This is a genomic window from Catellatospora vulcania (assembly GCF_009720385.1).
Classification (GTDB): domain Bacteria; phylum Actinomycetota; class Actinomycetes; order Mycobacteriales; family Micromonosporaceae; genus Catellatospora; species Catellatospora vulcania.
In genome coordinates this window covers 131,179-149,270 of record NZ_WARX01000014.1, presented here as the reverse complement: position 1 = coordinate 149,270, position 18,092 = coordinate 131,179, and the positions used below count along the sequence as shown (strand labels likewise).

Here is an 18,092-nt window from a genome sequence, read left to right as displayed (position 1 = left end):
TCACCAGACGTAGGCGAGGACTTCCCCGCCCACCCCGCGCTTACGGGCCTGCCGGTCGGTGAGCAGCCCCTGAGACGTCGAAATAATCGCCACACCCAGACCGCCGAGAACACGCGGCAGCTCCGGGGACTTGGCGTAAACCCGCAGGCCGGGCTTGGAGACACGCCGGATGCCGGCCAGGCTCCGCTCCCGGTTCGGGCCGAACTTCAGTTCGACGATCAGGCTCTTGCCGACGGCACCCTCGGCGGGCTCCTCGACAGCCCAGGCGGCGATGTAGCCCTCGGCCTTGAGAACCTCGGCGACGTTCGCCTTGATCTTCGAGTAGGGCATCGCCACCCGGTCGTGGTACGCCTGGTTGGCGTTGCGCAGACGCGTGAGCATGTCTGCAATCGGGTCGGTCATCGTCATTGTTTATCAGCCTTTCTCGCCGCGGTTCCCGGTGTCACACCGGGCCTACGGCGAAGGGGAAGCCTTGGATTTACCAGGAAGCCTTGGACACGCCGGGAAGCTCACCGCGGTGGGCCATCTCCCGAACACAGACCCGGCAGAGCCCGAACTTGCGGTAGACGGCCTTCGGCCGACCGCACTTCTGGCACCGGGTGTACGCGCGCACCGCGAACTTCGGCTTGGCCGCAGCCTTGATGATCAGCGCCTTCTTCGCCATGTGCTCAGTTCTCCTTGAACGGGAAGCCCAGGAGCTTGAGCAGCGCCCGGCCCTCATCGTCGGTCTTGGCAGTGGTCACCAGCGTGATGTCCATGCCGCGGACCGCATCGATCCGGTCCTGGTCGATCTCGTGGAAGACCGACTGCTCGGTCAGACCGAAGGTGTAGTTGCCGTGACCGTCGAGCTTGCGCCCGTCCAGACCGCGGAAGTCGCGGATACGCGGCAGCGCGATGGACAGCAGCCGGTCCAGGAACTCCCACATCCGGTCGCCGCGCAGGGTCACCTTCGCGCCGATCGGCATGCCCTCACGCAGCTTGAACTGCGCGATGGACTTGGTGGCCTTGCGGATCAGCGGCTTCTGGCCGGTGATCGCGGTGAGGTCCTTGACCGCACCGTCGATCTTCTTCGAGTCACGGGCCGCCTCGCCGACGCCCATGTTGACCACGATCTTCACCAGGCCCGGCACCTGCATCGGGTTGCCGAAGCCGAACTGCTCGCGCAGCTGGCCGACAACCTCGGCGCGGTAACGCTCCTTGAGACGCGGCAGCGTCTTGGTCTCGGTCGCCGTCGTCATCACAGCTCCTTGCCGGTGCGACGGGAGACGCGAGTCTTCACGCCGTTCTCGTCGATCTTGTAGCCGACCCGGACGGGCTGGCCGTCCTCGACGACCATCACGTTGGAGACGTGGATCGGCGCCTCCTGGGTGATGATGCCGCCGGTCTTGGCGCCACGCTGGGTGGTACGGATCTTCTCGTGCTTGGTGATCCGGTTAACGCCTTCGACCAGGATCTTCTCGGTCCGGGGGTAGGCCGCGATGACCGTACCCTCCTTGCCCTTGTCCCGGCCGGCGATGACCTTGACCTTGTCGCCCTTCTTGACCTTCATGGTCACAACACCTCCGGGGCAAGGCTGATGATCTTCATGAAGCGCTTGTCCCGCAGCTCACGGCCAACCGGGCCGAAGATGCGGGTACCGCGCGGGTCGCCACCGTCCTTGATGATGACGGCGGCGTTCTCGTCGAAGCGGATGTACGAGCCGTCCGGACGGCGCCGCTCCTTGACGGTGCGAACGATGACCGCCTTGACGACGTCACCCTTCTTCACACCGGCACCGGGGATGGCGTCCTTGACGGTGGCCACGATGACGTCGCCGATGCTCGCGTAGCGCCGACCCGAACCACCGAGAACGCGGATGCACAGAATCTCCCGGGCACCCGTGTTGTCGGCGACTCGCAGTCGCGACTCCTGCTGGATCACGTCAACTCCTGTATGTCTGCCGGTTCTCCGCCCGCCCGGTTGCGGGGGGACCCGTACTGTGCGGGCGGAGCCTGGCGGAACTCGAACCGCCCGGAACGCCCCTCAGGGCGCCCCGGCCGGCTATCTGATCTTCGGCCGCTAGGCGGCCGGCGAACCTGCCGGAGGCAGGGTCACTTGGCCTTCTCGAGGATCTCCACGACCCGCCACCGCTTGGTGGCGGACAGCGGACGGGTCTCCATGAGCAGCACCCGGTCACCGATGCCGCACGCGTTCTGCTCGTCGTGCGCCTTCAGCTTGCTGCTACGGCGCAGAACCTTGCCGTACAGCGAGTGCTTGACCCGGTCCTCGACCGCCACGACGACGGTCTTGTCCATCTTGTCGCTGACGACCAGGCCCTCGCGTACCTTACGCCGGTTCCGGTCGACTGCGTTCTCGTTGGTCTCGCTCATGTTCCCTACGCCACCTCAGTAGGCGCGGCAGAGAGCCCAAGCTCACGCTCGCGCATGATCGTGTAGATCCGGGCGATCTCCCGACGGACGACGTCCAGCCGACGGTTGTTGTCGAGCTGCCCGGTCGCACCCTGGACGCGGAGGTTGAACAGCTCCGCCTTGGCCTCCCGCAGCTTCGCGACCAGTTCCTCAGCGGAACTCTCGCGCAGCTCGGCTGCCTTGGTACCGGCTGCCATCACGCCTCACCCACTTCGCGCTTCACGATTCGGCACTTCATCGGGAGCTTGTGGATCGCGCGGCGCATGGCCTCACGAGCAATCTCCTCGTTCGGGAACGCCATCTCGAAGAGAACGCGTCCCGGCTTGACGTTCGCCACCCACCACTCGGGCGAACCCTTACCGGAACCCATGCGGGTCTCGGCGGGCTTCTTGGTCAGGGCCTGGTCCGGGAAGACCGTGATCCAGACCTTGCCACCACGCTTGATGTGACGGGTCATGGCGATACGCGCCGACTCGATCTGCCGGTTGGTGACGTACGCCGGCTCGAGCGCCTGGATGCCGAACTCGCCGAACACCACCCGGTTGCCGCCCTTGCTCCGACCGGAACGGTCGGGGTGGTGCGGCTTGCGGAAGCCATTCGGAGGCTTACGCGGCATCAGCATTGTTCAGCCCTCCTGCTCAACCGGCGCGGCCGGAGCCACGTCGGCGTTGTCCTTGGTGAGCTCCGCGGCGGCCGCACGGCCGGCCTCGGTGCCTGCACCGGTCGTGCCGGTGGCACCCGAACGGCCACGGCGCGGTCGCTCGGACCGCTCGCCGCCACGGCCTTCACGGCGCTGGCGGCCCGGAGCCTCAGCCGGGGTCTCGCGACCCGGCACGGCGTCACCCTTGTAGATCCAGACCTTCACGCCGATGCGGCCGAAGGTCGTACGGGCCTCGAAGAAGCCGTACTCGATGTTGGCGCGCAGCGTGTGCAGCGGCACGCGACCCTCACGGTAGAACTCCGTGCGGCTCATCTCAGCACCGCCGAGGCGGCCCGAGACCTGGACACGGATGCCCTTGACCATCGGGTTCTTCATGGCCGACTGGATCGCCTTGCGCATCGCCCGGCGGAACGCCACGCGGCCCGAGAGCTGCTCGGCGATGCCCTGCGAGACCAGCTGCGCATCCGACTCGGGGTTCTTGACCTCGAGGATGTTCAGCTGGACCTGCTTCTTGGTGAGCTTCTCGAGCTCACCGCGCAGGCGCTCGGCCTCCGCACCCTTCCGGCCGATGACGATGCCCGGCCGGGCGGTGTGGATGTCGATGCGGACCTTGTCACGGGTGCGCTCGATCTCGACCTTCGAGATACCGGCGCGCTCGAGGCCCTTGGCCATCATGCGGCGGATCGCGACGTCCTCGCCGATGTAGTCCTTGTAGAGCTTGTCGGCGTACCAGCGGGACTTCCAGTCGGTCGAGATGCCGAGCCGGAACCCAATCGGGTGGACTTTCTGACCCATTACTTGGTCTCCTCCTGCTCGGCGGCCTCAACCTCGGGCTTCGCTGCGGCCTTGGTGGCCTTGGCCGGCGTCGCCTTGGCGGCGGCGGTGGCCTTGCGGACCGGAGCCTTCGGCGCGACTGCCTCCACCTCGACGGTGATGTGGCAGGTGCGCTTGCGGATCCGGTAAGCCCGGCCCTGCGCCCGCGGCCGGAACCGCTTCAGCGTCGGGCCCTCGTCCACGTAGGCAGCGCTGACCAGCAGCGCGTCCGGGTCGAGACGCTCGTTGTTCTCAGCGTTGGCGATAGCGCTGGCCAGCACCTTGTAGACCGGCTCGCTAGCCGCCTGCGGAGCGAACTGGAGCACCGTCAGTGCCTCCTTCGCGGGCAGACCGCGGACGAGGTTGACCACACGGCGCGCCTTGCTGGCGGACAGGCGCACGTGGCGGGCGACCGCACGGGCGCCCGGCGCGGCCTGCGCGTCATTCGTAGGCATCGTGTTTCCCCTAAATCCTTATTACGGTCCGCCGTCAGCGACGGCGACTCTTCCGGTCGTCCTTCTCGTGACCCTTGAACGTGCGGGTCAGCGCGAACTCGCCGAGCTTGTGCCCGACCATCGCCTCCGACACGAACACCGGGACGTGCTTGCGCCCGTCGTGCACGGCGATCGTGTGGCCCAGCATGTCCGGGATGATCGTCGAACGCCGCGACCAGGTCTTGATGACGTTCTTGGTGCCCTTTTCGTTCTGCACTTCCACCTTCTTGAGCAGGTGGTCGTCGATGAAGGGGCCCTTCTTCAGGCTGCGAGGCATCTGTCAGCTCTCCCTATTACCCGCGCTTGCGGGTGGCGTAGCGGCGGCGGACGATCAGCTTGTCGCTCGCCTGGCCCTTGCGGCGGGTACGACCCTCGGGCTTACCAGCCGGGTTCACCGGGTGGCGACCACCGGAGGTCTTGCCCTCACCACCACCGTGCGGGTGGTCGACCGGGTTCATGGCGACACCACGGACGGTCGGGCGCTTGCCCTTCCACCGCATACGACCAGCCTTGCCCCAGTTGATGTTCGACTGCTCGGCGTTGCCGATCTCGCCGACCGTCGCGCGGCAGCGGACGTCCACCTTGCGGATCTCGCCAGAAGGCATACGCAGCGTGGCGTAGTCCTCCTCGCGGCCCAGCAGCTGGATGCCGACGCCGGCCGAGCGGGCCAGCTTGGCGCCGCCACCCGGACGCAGCTCCACGCAGTGCACGGTCGTACCGACCGGGATGTTGCGCAGCGGCAGGTTGTTGCCCGGCTTGATGTCGGCCCCGGGGCCCGACTCGACCGCGTCGCCCTGCTTCAGGTCCTTCGGCGCGATGATGTAGCGCTTCTCGCCGTCGACGTAGTGCAGCAGCGCGATGCGCGCGGTGCGGTTGGGGTCGTACTCGATGTGCGCGACCTTGGCCGGCACGCCGTCCTTGCCCACCCGAGTGAAGTCGATCAGCCGGTACTGACGCTTGTGGCCGCCGCCCTGGTGCCGCGTGGTGATGCGGCCGTGAACGTTACGACCGCCCTTCTTCGGCAGCGGAACGACCAGCGACTTCTCCGGCGTCGACCGGGTGACCTCGGTGAAGTCGGCGACGCTGGAGCCACGGCGACCGGGCGTCGTCGGCTTGTACTTACGGATACCCATTGTCTTATACCCCTCAGCTCACCGGTCCGCCGAAGGCTTCGATGCGGTCGCCTTCGGCGAGCTTCACCATCGCGCGCTTCGTCGCCTTGCGCTGACCCCAGCCGGTGCGGGTGCGCTTGCGCTTGCCCTCGCGGTTGAGCGTGTTCACCGTCAGCACCCGAACATTGAAGATCTGCTGAATAGCGATCTTGATTTCGGTCTTGTTCGCGTCCGGGTGCACCAGGAAGGTGTACCAGTTGCGGTTGAGCTCGCCGTAGCTCTTCTCCGAGACCACCGGAGCGACGATGATGTCGCGCGGGTCGGCAATCGTCGTCACTTGGAACCCTCCTCAGCGGGCACGCCCAGGAACTCCTCGAGCGCCTCGGTGGTGAAGACCACCGCGTCGCTGACGAGCACGTCGTACGTGTTGAGCTGCCCGGCCTCGATCAGGTGCACCTGCGGCACGTTGCGCAGGCTCACCCAGTTGACCTCGTCGTTGGCGCCGAGCACGACCAGCACGCGCGGGGCGTCGCCCGCGACCTTCTGGATCGTGGCCAGGGCGGCCTTCGTCGACGGCTTCTCGCCGGTCACGAACGCGTCGACCACGTGCAGCAGGCCGTTGCGGGCCCGGTCCGACAGGGCACCGCGCAGGGCGGCGGCCTTCATCTTCTTCGGGGTCCGCTGGCTGTAGTCACGCGGCTGCGGGCCGTGGACGACGCCACCGCCGGCGAACTGCGGGGCGCGGATCGAGCCCTGACGGGCGCGACCGGTGCCCTTCTGCTTGTACGGCTTCTTGCCGCCACCGGCGACCTCGCCGCGACGCTTCGTCTTGTGCGTGCCCTGGCGCGCGGCGGCCAGCTGGGCCACCACGACCTGGTGCATCAGCGAGATGTTCGCCTGCACATCGAAGATCTCGGCGGGCAGCTCGACGGAGCCGGCCTTGGCGCCCTCAGCACTGATCACGTCAACCGTGGTCACTTCGAGGCACCACCCTTCTTCTTCGTCTTCGCGGCGCTACGAACGAGCACCAGCGCACCCTTGGGGCCCGGGATGGCGCCCTTCACGAGCAGCAGGTTGTTCTCGGTGTCGATGGCGTGCACGGTGAGGCCGGGCGCGGTGTAGCGCACGCCACCCATGCGGCCGGCCATGCGGACGCCCTTGAACACGCGACCCGGCGTGGCGCAAGCGCCGATCGAACCGGGCGAGCGGTGCTTGCGCTCGACGCCGTGGCTGGCCTTGAGGCCGTGGAAGCCGTGGCGCTTCATGACACCGGCGAAACCCTTGCCCTTGGTCTTGCCCGTCACGTCGATGGCCTGACCGGCCGCGAACGTGGAGACGGTGACCTCCTGGCCGAGCTCGTACGAGCCGGCGTCGGTGGTGCGCAGCTCGACGATGTGCCGACGGGGCGCGACGTTCGCCTTGGCGAAGTGGCCCGCCTTGGGCTGGCTCACCTTGCGCGGGTTGATCGCGCCGAAAGCCAGCTGGACGGCCTCGTAGCCGTCCTTCTCAGTGGTACGAACCTGGGTGACGACGCACGGGCCGGCCTGCACCACGGTCACGGGGACGACTTTGTTGTTGTCCCAGACCTGAGTCATGCCGAGCTTGGCGCCCAGGATGCCCTTAACTTGCCTGTCCATCAGTCCGGTCCCTACAGCTTGATCTCGATGTCGACGCCAGCCGGCAGATCGAGTCGCATGAGCGAGTCGACCGTCTTCGGGGTCGGGTCGATGATGTCGATCAGACGCTTGTGCGTGCGCATCTCGAAGTGCTCGCGCGAGTCCTTGTACTTGTGCGGCGAACGGATCACGCAGAAACGGTTGATCTCCGTGGGCAGTGGCACCGGCCCTGCGACCTGAGCACCCGTACGGGTCACCGTCTCGACGATCTTCCGTGCCGAGGAGTCGACGACCTCGTGGTCGTAGGCCTTGAGCCGGATGCGGATCTTCTGTCCCGCCATGGTGGCTTCTGTTTCCTTCTCTCAAGCCGCTACCTGCGGCGGCAGACGGTGGGGCCTGCCCCCTGTCCGACCCCCGCGGTCGGGCGTGTCGCGCGCTGAACCAGACTGATTCCCTATTAAAAGGTCATTTGCCTTGGCTCAGCGGGCATCAAGCCCGATCACAGGAGCTTCACGTCAGAGGCCCGAAGACCCCCACGTCACGCGACACGGCACACCCACTGGGCGCGACTGGTCGCAACGCAACCTGTTCATTATGCCGTATCGGGTACGCCATTGTGAAATCAGGGTGCCTAGGCTCACTAAAACGGGCCCGGCCTGCGTACATGTAAAGGTGCGGGCGCCCCACCCGAAAGCGGGGCGCCCGCGGTGATCACTTGGTGATCTTGGTGACTCGGCCGGCACCGACCGTGCGGCCACCCTCGCGGATCGCGAAACGGAGGGTCTCCTCCATGGCGATCGGCTGGATGAGCTTCACGGACATCTCGACGTTGTCGCCGGGCATGACCATCTCGGTGCCCTCGGGCAGCGTGACGACACCGGTGACGTCGGTGGTGCGGAAGTAGAACTGCGGCCGGTAGTTCTGGAAGAACGGGGTGTGACGGCCACCCTCCTCCTTGGAGAGGATGTAGACCGACGCCTCGAACTCCGTGTGCGGGGTGGTCGTGCCGGGCTTGACCACGACCATGCCGCGCTCGACGTCCTCGCGCTTGATGCCACGCAGCAGCAGACCGACGTTCTCACCCGCGCGGGCCTCGTCGAGCAGCTTGCGGAACATCTCGATGCCGGTGCAGGTGGTCTTCATCGACTTCTCGCGAATACCGACGATCTCGACCTCCTCGTTCGGCTTGAGGATGCCGCGCTCGGCGCGACCGGTGACGACGGTGCCACGACCGGTGATCGTGAAAACGTCCTCGATCGGCATGAGGAACGGCTTGTCGACCTCACGCTCGGGCTGCGGGATCGCGGAGTCGACCGCGTCCATCAGGCCCATGAGCGCCTCGGACCACTTCGGGTCGCCCTCGAGCGCCTTCAGCGCGGAGACCCGGACGACCGGCAGGTCGTCACCCGGGTACTCCTGGTTCGACAGCAGCTCGCGGATCTCGAGCTCGACCAGCTCCAGGAGCTCCTCATCGTCAACCATGTCGCTCTTGTTGAGCGCCACGACGATGTAGGGCACGCCGACCTGACGGGCGAGCAGCACGTGCTCGCGGGTCTGCGGCATCGGGCCGTCGGTAGCGGCGACCACCAGGATCGCGCCGTCCATCTGGGCGGCACCGGTGATCATGTTCTTGATGTAGTCAGCGTGACCCGGGCAGTCAACGTGCGCGTAGTGCCGGCTCTCGGTCTGGTACTCGACGTGCGCGATGGAGATCGTGATACCACGAGCCTTCTCCTCCGGCGCCTTGTCGATCTCATCGAAAGGGGTGTACGGGTTGAGTGCCGGGAACTTGTCGTGCAGGACCTTAGTGATGGCCGCCGTCAGCGTCGTCTTACCGTGGTCGATGTGACCAATGGTGCCGATGTTGACGTGCGGCTTAGTCCGCTCGAACTTCGCCTTCGCCACTGGTGTCCTCCTGTGGACTGGTGATTCGTTCGCCCGACGGCGCCGAGGCGGCGCTTAGGACCTTTGCCCGCCGGGGTCGCCGGCGCTTTCTTGCTGTGCTGAGACCGTGAAGAACTCAGCCGCAGTGAGGCCGGCGCGAAACGCCGGCCTCACCACCGCGGTCACTCTCCGGTGGCCTTAGCGATGATCTCCTTCGCCACGTTCTGCGGAACCTCGGCGTAGGAGTCGAATACCATGCTGTAGCTAGCCCGGCCCTGCGTCTTCGACCGGAGGTCGCCGACGTAGCCGAACATCTCCGACAGCGGCACCAGGGCGCGGACGACGCGGGCGCCGCTACGCTCCTCCATCGCCTGGATGATGCCACGGCGGGAGTTCAGGTCGCCGATGACGTCACCCATGTTGTCCTCGGGGGTGACGACCTCGACTGCCATCATCGGCTCGAGGATCGCCGGGTCGGCCTTGCGGGCCGCTTCCTTCAGCGCCATCGAACCGGCGATCTTGAACGCCATTTCCGACGAGTCGACCTCGTGGTACTTACCGTCGAGCAGCGTCAGCTTGACACCGACCAGCGGGTACCCGGCGAGCACGCCGTACTGCATCGCGTCCTGGGCGCCGGCATCGATCGAAGGGATGTACTCCTTCGGGATGCGGCCACCGGTGACGGCGTTGACGAACTCGTACTGCGCCGGGGCGTCCAGCGGCAGCGGCGCGAGGCCGATGAGCACGCTCGCGTACTGACCCGAGCCACCGGTCTGCTTCTTGTGGGTGTACTCGAGCTTGTCCACCGTGCGGCGGATCGTCTCGCGGTACGCCACCTGCGGCTTGCCGACGTTGGCCTCGACGTTGAACTCGCGCTTCATGCGGTCGACGAGGATCTCCAGGTGGAGCTCGCCCATGCCGGAGATGACCGTCTGACCGGTCTCCTCGTCCAGCTTCACGCGGAAGGTCGGGTCCTCCTCAGCGAGTTTCTGGATGGCGACACCCAGCTTCTCCTGGTCGGCCTTCGTCTTCGGCTCGATGGCCACCGAGATGACCGGGTCCGGGAAGGTCATGGACTCCAGGATCACCGGGTGCGCCGGGTCGGACAGCGTGTCGCCGGTGGTGGTCTGCTTGAGACCCTGCACGGCGATGATGTCGCCCGCGAACGCCTGGGGGCGCTCCTCGCGCTTGTTGGCGTGCATCTGGTAGATCTTCCCGACCCGCTCCTTGCGGTCCTTGGTCGAGTTGATCACCGCGGTGCCCGAGTCGAGCGTGCCCGAGTAGACGCGCACGTAGGTCAGCTTGCCCAGGTGCTTGTCAGTCTGGATCTTGAACGCCAGGCCGGAGAACGGCTCGGTCGAGTCGGCGTGCCGGGCGACCGGGGTCTCCCCGTCCATCAGCGTGCCGTCGATGGCCGGGACGTCCAGCGGCGACGGCAGGAAGTCGATGACCGCGTCCAGCATCGGCTGCACGCCCTTGTTCTTGAAGGCGGAGCCGCAGACGACCGGGTTCAGCTTGTCGGCGATGGTGGCGCGACGGATCGCGGCCTTGAGCTCCTCGACCGAGAACTCGACACCCTCGAGGTAGCCCTCCATGATCGAGTCGTCGGCCTCGGACAGGGTCTCGAGCAGCTTGACGCGCCACTCGTTGGCCTGGTCGACGAGGTTCGCCGGGATCTCCTCGATCGCGTAGTCCTCACCCTTCTGGGTCTCGCCGCGCCAGGTCAGCGCGCGCATGCCCAGCAGGTCCACGACACCGATGTGGTCGCCCTCGAGACCGATCGGGATCTGCAGCACCAGCGGGGTGGCGTTGAGACGGGTGATCATCATGTCGACGCAGCGGAAGAAGTCCGCGCCGGTGCGGTCCAGCTTGTTGACGAAGCACATACGCGGCACGTTGTACTTGTCGGCCTGGCGCCACACGTTCTCGGTCTGCGGCTCCACACCGGCGACACCGTCGTACACGGCGACGGCGCCGTCGAGCACGCGCAGCGAACGCTCCACCTCGACGGTGAAGTCGACGTGGCCGGGCGTGTCGATGATCTGGATCGTGTGGCCCTTCCACTCACACTTGGTAGCAGCGGAGGTGATGGTGATACCACGCTCCTGCTCCTGCTCCATCCAGTCCATGACGGCAGCGCCCTCGTGAACCTCACCGATCTTGTGCGTGATACCGGTGTAGAACAGGATCCGCTCGGTGGTGGTGGTCTTACCGGCGTCGATGTGCGCCATGATGCCGATATTGCGGGTAGTGGCGAGGGCGGCGTCTACGGCGGCCACTTCACGATCCTTTCGGAGTGGGACTCAGTCCCGGAAAGTCAAGGTTGTGGAGCCGGAACCGAAGGATCGGCCCGGCTCCACGTGGTTCACCAGCGGTAGTGCGCGAAGGCCTTGTTGGACTCGGCCATCTTGTGCGTGTCCTCGCGACGCTTGACAGCGGCGCCCAGACCGTTGCTGGCGTCGAGCAGCTCGTTCATGAGCCGCTCGATCATGGTCTTCTCGCGACGGGCGCGGGAGTACGTCACCAGCCAGCGCAGCCCGAGCGTGGTCGCCCGAGCCGGGCGGACCTCGACCGGCACCTGGTAGGTCGCGCCACCGACACGGCGGCTGCGGACCTCGAGGGTCGGCTTGACGTTGTCCATGGCGCGCTTGAGCGTCACCACGGGGTCGGTGCCGGACTTCTCGCGGCAGCCCTCGAGCGCGCCGTACACGACACGCTCGGCCAGCTGGCGCTTGCCGGCCAGCAGGATCTTGTTGACCAGCTGGGTGACCAGCGGCGAGTTGTACACCGGGTCTGCGACCAGCGGTCGACGAGGAGCGGGGCCCTTACGCGGCATTACTTCTTCCCTTCCTTGACCAGCTTCGCGCCGTAGCGGCTACGCGCCTGCTTGCGGTTGCGGACACCCTGGGTGTCGAGCGAACCACGAATGATCTTGTAGCGCACGCCGGGCAGGTCCTTCACACGGCCGCCGCGGACGAGCACGATCGAGTGCTCCTGCAGATTGTGGCCGACACCCGGGATGTACGCGGTGACCTCGATCTGGCTGCTCAGCTTGACGCGAGCGACCTTCCGCAGTGCCGAGTTCGGCTTCTTGGGCGTCGTGGTGTACACACGCGTGCACACACCGCGCCGCTGGGGGCTCCCCTTCAGCGCCGGCGTCTTGGTCTTGCTCGTCTTCGCCTGGCGGCCCTTGCGGACCAGCTGCTGGATTGTGGGCACCGGTGTTCTCCGCTCCCTTTTGCTTTCTCTCCGCGGCTTCCCGCCGCGGAAACTTATGTATGGCCGTGGCCGCGAATGCGGCCCGAACTGCTGCGATCGGCGCTGTCTCGGAGTGATCCGCGACAAGTGCCGACCCCCGCGGTCGGGCGTGTCGTCCGGCGCACGGGCCCGGCGGCTCGATTTCTCGAGCTGTCGGAGTCTGTCGTTGTCGTGGTGCTTGCGGGTTGCCCGACCAGTGGTCGGACTCTCCCGCGTCGGCGCACGCACGAGGGGCCCGGGCAAGCCCGGGCACGAGGGGAAAGAGTACCGAACCGATGGCCCACTGGTCAAAACGGGGTGACCCGACCCCTCGTCGATGCGAGGCAACCAGCCGTTCCGAGCAACCAGTCCGCCGTCAGTGCGAACTCCGACAGCCAGTCTACCTCTTCGATTCCCCGGGCCCGAACGGGATACCGCACCGTGAGGTAGCTCGCATGCCGGGCTCCCCGAAACGTTCCCGCAGACCGCCGTCGCGCCGACGCCGACCGCCGCAGTGGTCGGACCGCCGAGTTGTTCAGCCGTCGCTCAGGCGATCGCGGTGATCAGGCCGCCGGGGCTGTTCAACCAGCACTCAGGGCGATCGCGGTGATCAGGCCGCCGGGGTTGTTCAACCAGCACTCAGGGCGATCGCGGTGATCAGGCCGACCGCGGCCAGCAGCAGGCCGACCGCCCCGCAGACCAGGCCGGCGATGGCGACCCCACGGCCGGTCAGGTTGCCCGCCGCCAGGCGGATCTGGCGCATCCCCAGCCAGCCGAGCAGCACGCCCGCCGCCCCGAGCAGGATCGACAGCACCGCGAACGCTCCGGCGACCAGGCCTCCCCAACCCTGCTGCGCGCCGGCTACACCGAAGCACCACACCACCAGCGAGACGAGGACCGAGCCGACCCCGGCCACCAGCGCACTGGCCGCGACTCCGGAAGCCGTCTTCGGCGCCCCCAGCACCGCGAGCCCGTACGGCGTACCCGGTACGACTTCCAGCCGCACCGGCGGCGGATAGTTCACCGGCCGCGGCCCGGTCACCTGTCCCGGCCCGGTCACCACGGGCGGCCCGGTCACCGGCGCAGGCCCGGACAACACGGGCGGCCCGGTCACCGGCGCGGGCCCGGTCACCACGGGCGGCCCGGTCGGCGACTGGCCTGCCGGAGGCGGCGTGGACGGCCACTGCGGTGCGGGCGGCTGCTGGCCCGAGGGCACGGACGGCCACTGCGGCACCGGGGGCGGCTGATAGGTCACGCCGCCGATCCTGCCACGTCCCGCCTACTCCCGCCCGCAGCCCTCCAGCCCGCGACCATGATCTGTTTTTGTGGACGCTGGACGCCGCTCTGGGGTCGTCCAGCGTCCACAAAAACAGATCATGCAGGGCACCACCGCACCCGCCGCCGAACGATCATGAAGTTGTGCGCGCGACACGCCGCCGACCCGTGCCATAAGTTCATGATCAACGGACCGGGGCGGGGCGGTGGGTCAGTCGATGGTGGGTGGGAAGTCGTGGGTGCCGAAGCGGACGCCGCGTAGGAACAGCCAGACGGTCAGCGCCAGCAGGGCCAGGGCGGCCAGGGCCAGGCCGAGCCAGGCCAGCCGCTCCGCCCACAGCACCCGGCCCGCCCCGGTGCGCCAGCCCTCCCCCGTGTGCAGCTCCTCGCGGGCCTGGCGGGCCAGGGCCAGGGCGATCGTGGCGGGCACGATGCCGCCCACGGCCAGGCCGGTCACCGCGGCCAGCAGGCCGAGCCCGAAGGCGGCGGTGGCCTTGCTGTCGGCGACGGGCTCGGGATCGGCGGGATCCCGGGCGGGTGCGGATACGAAAGCGGCGTCCCCCATGCCGTGTAAACGACAGGGAGGACGCCGCGATCACTTCAAGCGATTACCGGTACGACCCGAAGTCGAAGTCGTCCAGCGGCACCGCGACACCGGACGCCGGGCCGAAGCCGTAGTCGGTCTCGCCGTACGAGGTCATCGAGTAGACCTTGGCCTTCGCCTCCTCGGTCGGCTCCACCCGGACGTTGCGGTACTTGCTGATGCCGGTACCCGCCGGGATGAGCTTGCCGATGATGACGTTCTCCTTGAGACCGATGAGCGAGTCACTGCGCGCGTTGATGGCCGCGTCGGTGAGCACCCGGGTGGTCTCCTGGAAGGAGGCCGCCGAGAGCCACGACTCGGTCGCCAGCGACGCCTTGGTGATACCCATCAGCACCGGACGGCCGGCCGCGGGCTCGCCGCCCTCGGAGACCAGGCGGCGGTTCTCGCCCTCGAACTGCGCACGGTCGACCAGCACACCCGGCAGGAACTCGGTCGCGCCGGAGTCGATGATCGTCACGCGCTTGAGCATCTGGCGAATGATGATCTCGATGTGCTTGTCGTGGATCATCACACCCTGCGAGCGGTAGACCTCCTGGACCTCATTGGTCAGGTGGACCTGGACCGCGCGCGGACCCATGATGCGCAGCAGCTCGTGCGGGTCGATGGTGCCCTCGGTGAGCTTCTCGCCGACCTCCACGTGCGAGCCGTCGTGCACCCGCAGCTTCACCCGGTTCGAGATCTTGTCGTGGACGATCTCCTCGCTGCCGTCGTCCGGCACGATGATGATCTTCTTCGACCGGTCGCCCGCCTCGATCCGGATGCGTCCCGGAGTGTCCGCGATCGGCGCCTTGCCCTTGGGCACACGCGCCTCGAAGATCTCCTGGACACGGGGCAGACCCTGGGTGATGTCCTCACCCGAGGCCGCACCACCGGTGTGGAAGGTACGCATCGTCAGCTGGGTACCCGGCTCACCGATCGACTGGGCCGCGATGATGCCGACGGCCTCGCCGACGTCCACCAGCTTGCCGGTCGGCAGCGAACGGCCGTAGCAGGCCGCGCAGACGCCGAGCTTGGACTCGCAGGTGAGCACGGACCGTACCCGTACGCCCTCGATGCCGGCCTTGACCAGCGCGTCGACGACGATCGAGTTGAGGTCGGTGCCGCGGGCCGCGACGAGGTTGCCGGACGGGTCCGACATGTCCTCGGCCAGGGTGCGGGCGTGCGCGCCGGTCTCGGCGTGCTCGTGCACCGACAGCACACCGTCGTGGCGCGCCCCGATCTGCATCGGGATCGCCCGGTCGGTGCCGCAGTCGTCCTCACGGATGATCACGTCCTGCGACACGTCCACCAGACGACGGGTCAGGTAACCCGAGTCGGCGGTACGCAGCGCGGTGTCGGCCAGACCCTTGCGGGCGCCGTGCGTGGAGATGAAGTACTCCAGCACGCTCAGGCCCTCGCGGTACGAGGACTTGATCGGCCGCGGGATGATCTCACCCTTGGGGTTGGCCACCAGACCACGGATCGCCGCGATCTGACGCAGCTGCAGCATGTTGCCTCGAGCGCCCGAGTGGATCATGCGCCACAGCGGGTTCTCCAGCGGCAGAGCGGTCTCCAGCTCCTTGGCCACCTCGTTGGTCGCCTTGGTCCACAGCTCGATCAGCTCGCCGCGGCGCTCCTCGGCGGTCATCAGACCACGCTGGTACTGCTTGTCGAAGCGCTCGGCCTCCTTCTCGTACCGCTCAAGGATCTGGCCCTTGCGCGGCGGCGAGATGACGTCCTCCATGCCGATGGTGACGCCGGACCAGGTGGCCCAGTGGAAGCCGGCCTCCTTGAGCGCGTCCAGCGTCGCCGCCAGGGCGACCTTCGGGTAGCGCTCGGCCAGGTCGTTCACGATCGCCGACAGCTGGCCCTTGCGGACCTCGTGGTTGACGAAGCGGTAGCCCACCGGGAGGGTCTCGTTGAAGAGCACCCGGCCCAGCGTGGTGTCCAGGATGACCTGCTCGTTGGGCTCCCAGCCCTCGGGCGCCGACCAGACCGGGCCGGCCGGGCCGTTGTCCACCGAGGTGATGCCCTTGAGCCGGATCCGCACCGGCGCCTGCAGGTGCAGCTCGCCGTTGTCGAACGCCATCATGGCCTCGGCCTCGGAGCTGAACACCCGGCCCTCGCCCAGCATGCCGGGACGCGTGTGGGTCAGGTGGTACAGCCCGATGATCATGTCCTGGGTGGGCATGGTCACCGGCTTGCCGTCGGCCGGCTTGAGGATGTTGTTGCTGGACAGCATCAGGATCCGCGCCTCGGCCTGAGCCTCGGCGGACAGCGGCACGTGCACCGCCATCTGGTCACCGTCGAAGTCCGCGTTGAACGCGGTGCAGACGAGCGGGTGGATCTGGATGGCCTTGCCCTCGACCAGCTGCGGCTCGAACGCCTGGATGCCCAGACGGTGCAGGGTGGGTGCACGGTTGAGCAGCACCGGGTGCTCGGTGATGACCTCTTCCAGCACGTCCCACACGACCGGGCGCTGACGCTCGACCATGCGCTTGGCCGACTTGATGTTCTGGGCGTGGTTCAGGTCGACCAGCCGCTTCATCACGAACGGCTTGAACAGCTCCAGCGCCATCTGCTTGGGCAGACCGCACTGGTGCAGCTTCAGCCGCGGGCCGACGACGATGACGGAACGGCCCGAGTAGTCCACGCGCTTGCCGAGCAGGTTCTGACGGAACCGGCCCTGCTTGCCCTTGAGCATGTCGGACAGCGACTTGAGCGGGCGGTTGCCCGGACCCGTCACCGGCCGGCCACGGCGGCCGTTGTCGAACAGTGCGTCGACGGCCTCCTGCAGCATCCGCTTCTCGTTGTTCACGATGATCTCGGGCGCGCCGAGGTCGATCAGACGCTTGAGGCGGTTGTTGCGGTTGATGACGCGGCGGTACAGGTCGTTCAGGTCGGACGTCGCGAAACGGCCACCGTCGAGCTGCACCATCGGGCGCAGGTCCGGCGGGATGACCGGGACGCAGTCCAGCACCATGCCCAGCGGCGAGTTGCCGGTGGCCAGGAACGCGGCCACGACCTTGAGCCGCTTGAGCGCGCGCAGCTTGCGCTGGCCCTTGCCCGAGCGGATGGTCTCGCGCAGGAACTCGGCCTCGGCCTCGAGGTCCATGTTCTGCACGAGGGCCTTGATGGCCTCGGCGCCCATGCCGCCGGTGAAGTACTCACCGAAGCGGTCGCGCAGCTCGCGGTAGAGCAGCTCGTCGGTGACCAGCTGCTTGGAGTCGAGCTTGCGGAACGTGTCCAGCACCTCGTCCAGGCGGTCGATCTCGCGCTGCGCCTTGTCGCGGATCTGGCGCATCTCGCGCTCGCCAGCCTCCTTGACCTTGCGGCGCACGTCGGCCTTGGCGCCCTCGGCCTCCAGCTCGGCCAGGTCGGACTCGAGCTTGACGGCCCGCTTCTCGATCTCGGCGTCGCGGGCGTTCTCGGCCTGCCGCTTCTCGGCGAAGATCTCGTTCTCGATGGTGGTCATGTCGCGGTGACGCGCTTCGGCGTCCACGCTCGTGATCACGTACGAGGCGAAGTAAATGATCTTCTCAAGGTCCTTCGGCGCGAGGTCCAGCAGGTAACCCAGCCGGCTCGGCACACCCTTGAAGTACCAGATGTGGGTGACCGCGGCGGCGAGCTCGATGTGGCCCATCCGCTCACGGCGCACCTTGGAGCGGGTCACCTCGACGCCGCAGCGCTCACAGACGATGCCCTTGAAGCGCACCCGCTTGTACTTGCCGCAGTAGCACTCCCAGTCCCGCTGAGGGCCGAAGATCTTCTCGCAGAAGAGTCCGTCCTTCTCGGGCTTCAGGGTGCGGTAGTTGATCGTTTCGGGCTTCTTGACCTCGCCGTGCGACCAGCGCCGGATGTCTTCAGCGCCCGCCAGGCCGATCCGAAGCTCATCGAAGAAGTTAACGTCGAGCACGTTGTATGTCCCTCTTTGCTCGTGTCTTCATCAGTGTCAGTTGATGGCGGAGGCGTCCTCCACACGCCGGAGCGCGCGGAGGACGCCTTTTAC

General features: G+C 67.3%; 23 protein-coding genes. All 23 read right to left on the bottom strand.

What is annotated here, in order from left to right:
• Positions 1–408, bottom strand: coding sequence for a 30S ribosomal protein S8 (gene rpsH, locus F6W97_RS30890; protein WP_120317131.1), 408 nt, complete (start codon positions 406–408; stop codon positions 1–3).
• Between the two features lie 70 nt (positions 409–478).
• On the bottom strand, positions 479–664 hold the full coding sequence (locus F6W97_RS30885) for a type Z 30S ribosomal protein S14 (RefSeq protein ID WP_155374087.1): 186 nt from the start codon (positions 662–664) through the stop codon (positions 479–481).
• Positions 665–668: 4 nt separating this feature from the next.
• On the bottom strand, positions 669–1,238 hold the full coding sequence (gene rplE, locus F6W97_RS30880) for a 50S ribosomal protein L5 (protein WP_155374086.1): 570 nt from the start codon (positions 1,236–1,238) through the stop codon (positions 669–671).
• Complete coding sequence (rplX, locus tag F6W97_RS30875; protein ID WP_155374085.1) at positions 1,238–1,555, bottom strand: 50S ribosomal protein L24; 318 nt, start codon at positions 1,553–1,555, stop codon at positions 1,238–1,240. Before rplX ends, rplE begins: the two co-directional genes overlap by 1 nt.
• Positions 1,552–1,920, bottom strand: coding sequence for a 50S ribosomal protein L14 (rplN, locus tag F6W97_RS30870; RefSeq protein ID WP_117226249.1), 369 nt, complete (start codon positions 1,918–1,920; stop codon positions 1,552–1,554). Before rplN ends, rplX begins: the two co-directional genes overlap by 4 nt.
• Positions 1,921–2,090: 170 nt before the next feature.
• On the bottom strand, positions 2,091–2,369 hold the full coding sequence (gene rpsQ, locus F6W97_RS30865) for a 30S ribosomal protein S17 (RefSeq protein WP_120317135.1): 279 nt from the start codon (positions 2,367–2,369) through the stop codon (positions 2,091–2,093).
• Between the two features lie 5 nt (positions 2,370–2,374).
• Positions 2,375–2,605, bottom strand: a complete 231-nt coding sequence (gene rpmC, locus F6W97_RS30860) for a 50S ribosomal protein L29 (protein WP_155374084.1) — start codon at positions 2,603–2,605, stop codon at positions 2,375–2,377.
• On the bottom strand, positions 2,605–3,030 hold the full coding sequence (rplP, locus tag F6W97_RS30855) for a 50S ribosomal protein L16 (protein WP_120317136.1): 426 nt from the start codon (positions 3,028–3,030) through the stop codon (positions 2,605–2,607). The genes rpmC and rplP overlap by 1 nt, the downstream gene beginning before the upstream one ends.
• A 3-nt stretch (positions 3,031–3,033) precedes the next feature.
• Positions 3,034–3,864: a 30S ribosomal protein S3 gene (gene rpsC, locus F6W97_RS30850; protein ID WP_155374083.1), complete on the bottom strand. Its 831-nt coding sequence runs from the start codon at positions 3,862–3,864 to the stop codon at positions 3,034–3,036.
• Positions 3,864–4,337 (bottom strand): 50S ribosomal protein L22, encoded by a 474-nt coding sequence (gene rplV / locus F6W97_RS30845; RefSeq protein ID WP_120317138.1) that lies wholly within the window; start codon positions 4,335–4,337, stop codon positions 3,864–3,866. Before rplV ends, rpsC begins: the two co-directional genes overlap by 1 nt.
• Positions 4,338–4,371: 34 nt before the next feature.
• Complete coding sequence (rpsS, locus tag F6W97_RS30840; RefSeq protein WP_120317139.1) at positions 4,372–4,653, bottom strand: 30S ribosomal protein S19; 282 nt, start codon at positions 4,651–4,653, stop codon at positions 4,372–4,374.
• Positions 4,654–4,669: 16 nt separating this feature from the next.
• Positions 4,670–5,509: a 50S ribosomal protein L2 gene (rplB, locus tag F6W97_RS30835; protein WP_155374082.1), complete on the bottom strand. Its 840-nt coding sequence runs from the start codon at positions 5,507–5,509 to the stop codon at positions 4,670–4,672.
• Between the two features lie 13 nt (positions 5,510–5,522).
• Positions 5,523–5,825 carry a 50S ribosomal protein L23 gene (gene rplW, locus F6W97_RS30830; RefSeq protein ID WP_120317141.1) on the bottom strand — a complete coding sequence of 101 codons (303 nt, stop codon included), beginning with the start codon at positions 5,823–5,825 and terminating at the stop codon, positions 5,523–5,525.
• On the bottom strand, positions 5,822–6,466 hold the full coding sequence (gene rplD, locus F6W97_RS30825) for a 50S ribosomal protein L4 (protein WP_155374081.1): 645 nt from the start codon (positions 6,464–6,466) through the stop codon (positions 5,822–5,824). The genes rplW and rplD overlap by 4 nt, the downstream gene beginning before the upstream one ends.
• The gene (gene rplC / locus F6W97_RS30820; protein ID WP_155374080.1) at positions 6,463–7,125 is read right to left on the bottom strand and encodes a 50S ribosomal protein L3; all 663 of its coding nucleotides are present in this window, start codon (positions 7,123–7,125) and stop codon (positions 6,463–6,465) included. Before rplC ends, rplD begins: the two co-directional genes overlap by 4 nt.
• A gap of 11 nt (positions 7,126–7,136) precedes the next feature.
• Positions 7,137–7,445: a 30S ribosomal protein S10 gene (rpsJ, locus tag F6W97_RS30815; RefSeq protein WP_007073037.1), complete on the bottom strand. Its 309-nt coding sequence runs from the start codon at positions 7,443–7,445 to the stop codon at positions 7,137–7,139.
• A 370-nt stretch (positions 7,446–7,815) separates the two neighbouring features.
• Positions 7,816–9,009 carry an elongation factor Tu gene (gene tuf / locus F6W97_RS30810; protein WP_144121751.1) on the bottom strand — a complete coding sequence of 398 codons (1,194 nt, stop codon included), beginning with the start codon at positions 9,007–9,009 and terminating at the stop codon, positions 7,816–7,818.
• 161 nt (positions 9,010–9,170) lie between these two features.
• Positions 9,171–11,267 (bottom strand): elongation factor G, encoded by a 2,097-nt coding sequence (gene fusA / locus F6W97_RS30805; protein ID WP_155374079.1) that lies wholly within the window; start codon positions 11,265–11,267, stop codon positions 9,171–9,173.
• 86 nt (positions 11,268–11,353) lie between these two features.
• Entirely contained in the window at positions 11,354–11,824 is a 471-nt protein-coding gene (gene rpsG, locus F6W97_RS30800) for a 30S ribosomal protein S7 (RefSeq protein ID WP_155374078.1), read from the bottom strand.
• On the bottom strand, positions 11,824–12,207 hold the full coding sequence (gene rpsL / locus F6W97_RS30795; RefSeq protein WP_120317147.1) for a 30S ribosomal protein S12: 384 nt from the start codon (positions 12,205–12,207) through the stop codon (positions 11,824–11,826). Before rpsL ends, rpsG begins: the two co-directional genes overlap by 1 nt.
• Positions 12,208–12,853: 646 nt before the next feature.
• A complete protein-coding gene (locus tag F6W97_RS41045) occupies positions 12,854–13,480 on the bottom strand; it encodes a DUF4190 domain-containing protein (RefSeq protein ID WP_230687118.1) in 627 nt (208 codons plus the stop codon).
• 231 nt (positions 13,481–13,711) lie between these two features.
• Positions 13,712–14,065: a hypothetical protein gene (locus F6W97_RS30785; RefSeq protein WP_155374077.1), complete on the bottom strand. Its 354-nt coding sequence runs from the start codon at positions 14,063–14,065 to the stop codon at positions 13,712–13,714.
• Between the two features lie 43 nt (positions 14,066–14,108).
• Positions 14,109–17,999 (bottom strand): DNA-directed RNA polymerase subunit beta', encoded by a 3,891-nt coding sequence (locus tag F6W97_RS30780; RefSeq protein ID WP_155374076.1) that lies wholly within the window; start codon positions 17,997–17,999, stop codon positions 14,109–14,111.
• Positions 18,000–18,092: the final 93 nt, after the last annotated feature.

Bases quoted from the DNA above. Each gene is read 5' to 3' on its own strand.
- F6W97_RS30785 (WP_155374077.1), bottom strand. From the start codon at position 14,065: ATGGGGGACGCCGCTTTCGTATCCGCACCCGCCCGGGATCCCGCCGAT.
- rpsS (WP_120317139.1), bottom strand. From the start codon at position 4,653: ATGCCTCGCAGCCTGAAGAAGGGCCCCTTCATCGACGACCACCTGCTC.
- rpsJ (WP_007073037.1), bottom strand. From the start codon at position 7,445: ATGGCGGGACAGAAGATCCGCATCCGGCTCAAGGCCTACGACCACGAG.
- rpsG (WP_155374078.1), bottom strand. From the start codon at position 11,824: ATGCCGCGTAAGGGCCCCGCTCCTCGTCGACCGCTGGTCGCAGACCCG.
- rplV (WP_120317138.1), bottom strand. From the start codon at position 4,337: ATGCCTACGAATGACGCGCAGGCCGCGCCGGGCGCCCGTGCGGTCGCC.
- rplE (WP_155374086.1), bottom strand. From the start codon at position 1,238: ATGACGACGGCGACCGAGACCAAGACGCTGCCGCGTCTCAAGGAGCGT.
- F6W97_RS30885 (WP_155374087.1), bottom strand. From the start codon at position 664: ATGGCGAAGAAGGCGCTGATCATCAAGGCTGCGGCCAAGCCGAAGTTC.
- rpmC (WP_155374084.1), bottom strand. From the start codon at position 2,605: ATGGCAGCCGGTACCAAGGCAGCCGAGCTGCGCGAGAGTTCCGCTGAG.
- rplC (WP_155374080.1), bottom strand. From the start codon at position 7,125: ATGGACAGGCAAGTTAAGGGCATCCTGGGCGCCAAGCTCGGCATGACT.
- rpsQ (WP_120317135.1), bottom strand. From the start codon at position 2,369: ATGAGCGAGACCAACGAGAACGCAGTCGACCGGAACCGGCGTAAGGTA.
- rplB (WP_155374082.1), bottom strand. From the start codon at position 5,509: ATGGGTATCCGTAAGTACAAGCCGACGACGCCCGGTCGCCGTGGCTCC.
- rplP (WP_120317136.1), bottom strand. From the start codon at position 3,030: ATGCTGATGCCGCGTAAGCCTCCGAATGGCTTCCGCAAGCCGCACCAC.
- rpsC (WP_155374083.1), bottom strand. From the start codon at position 3,864: ATGGGTCAGAAAGTCCACCCGATTGGGTTCCGGCTCGGCATCTCGACC.
- rpsH (WP_120317131.1), bottom strand. From the start codon at position 408: ATGACGATGACCGACCCGATTGCAGACATGCTCACGCGTCTGCGCAAC.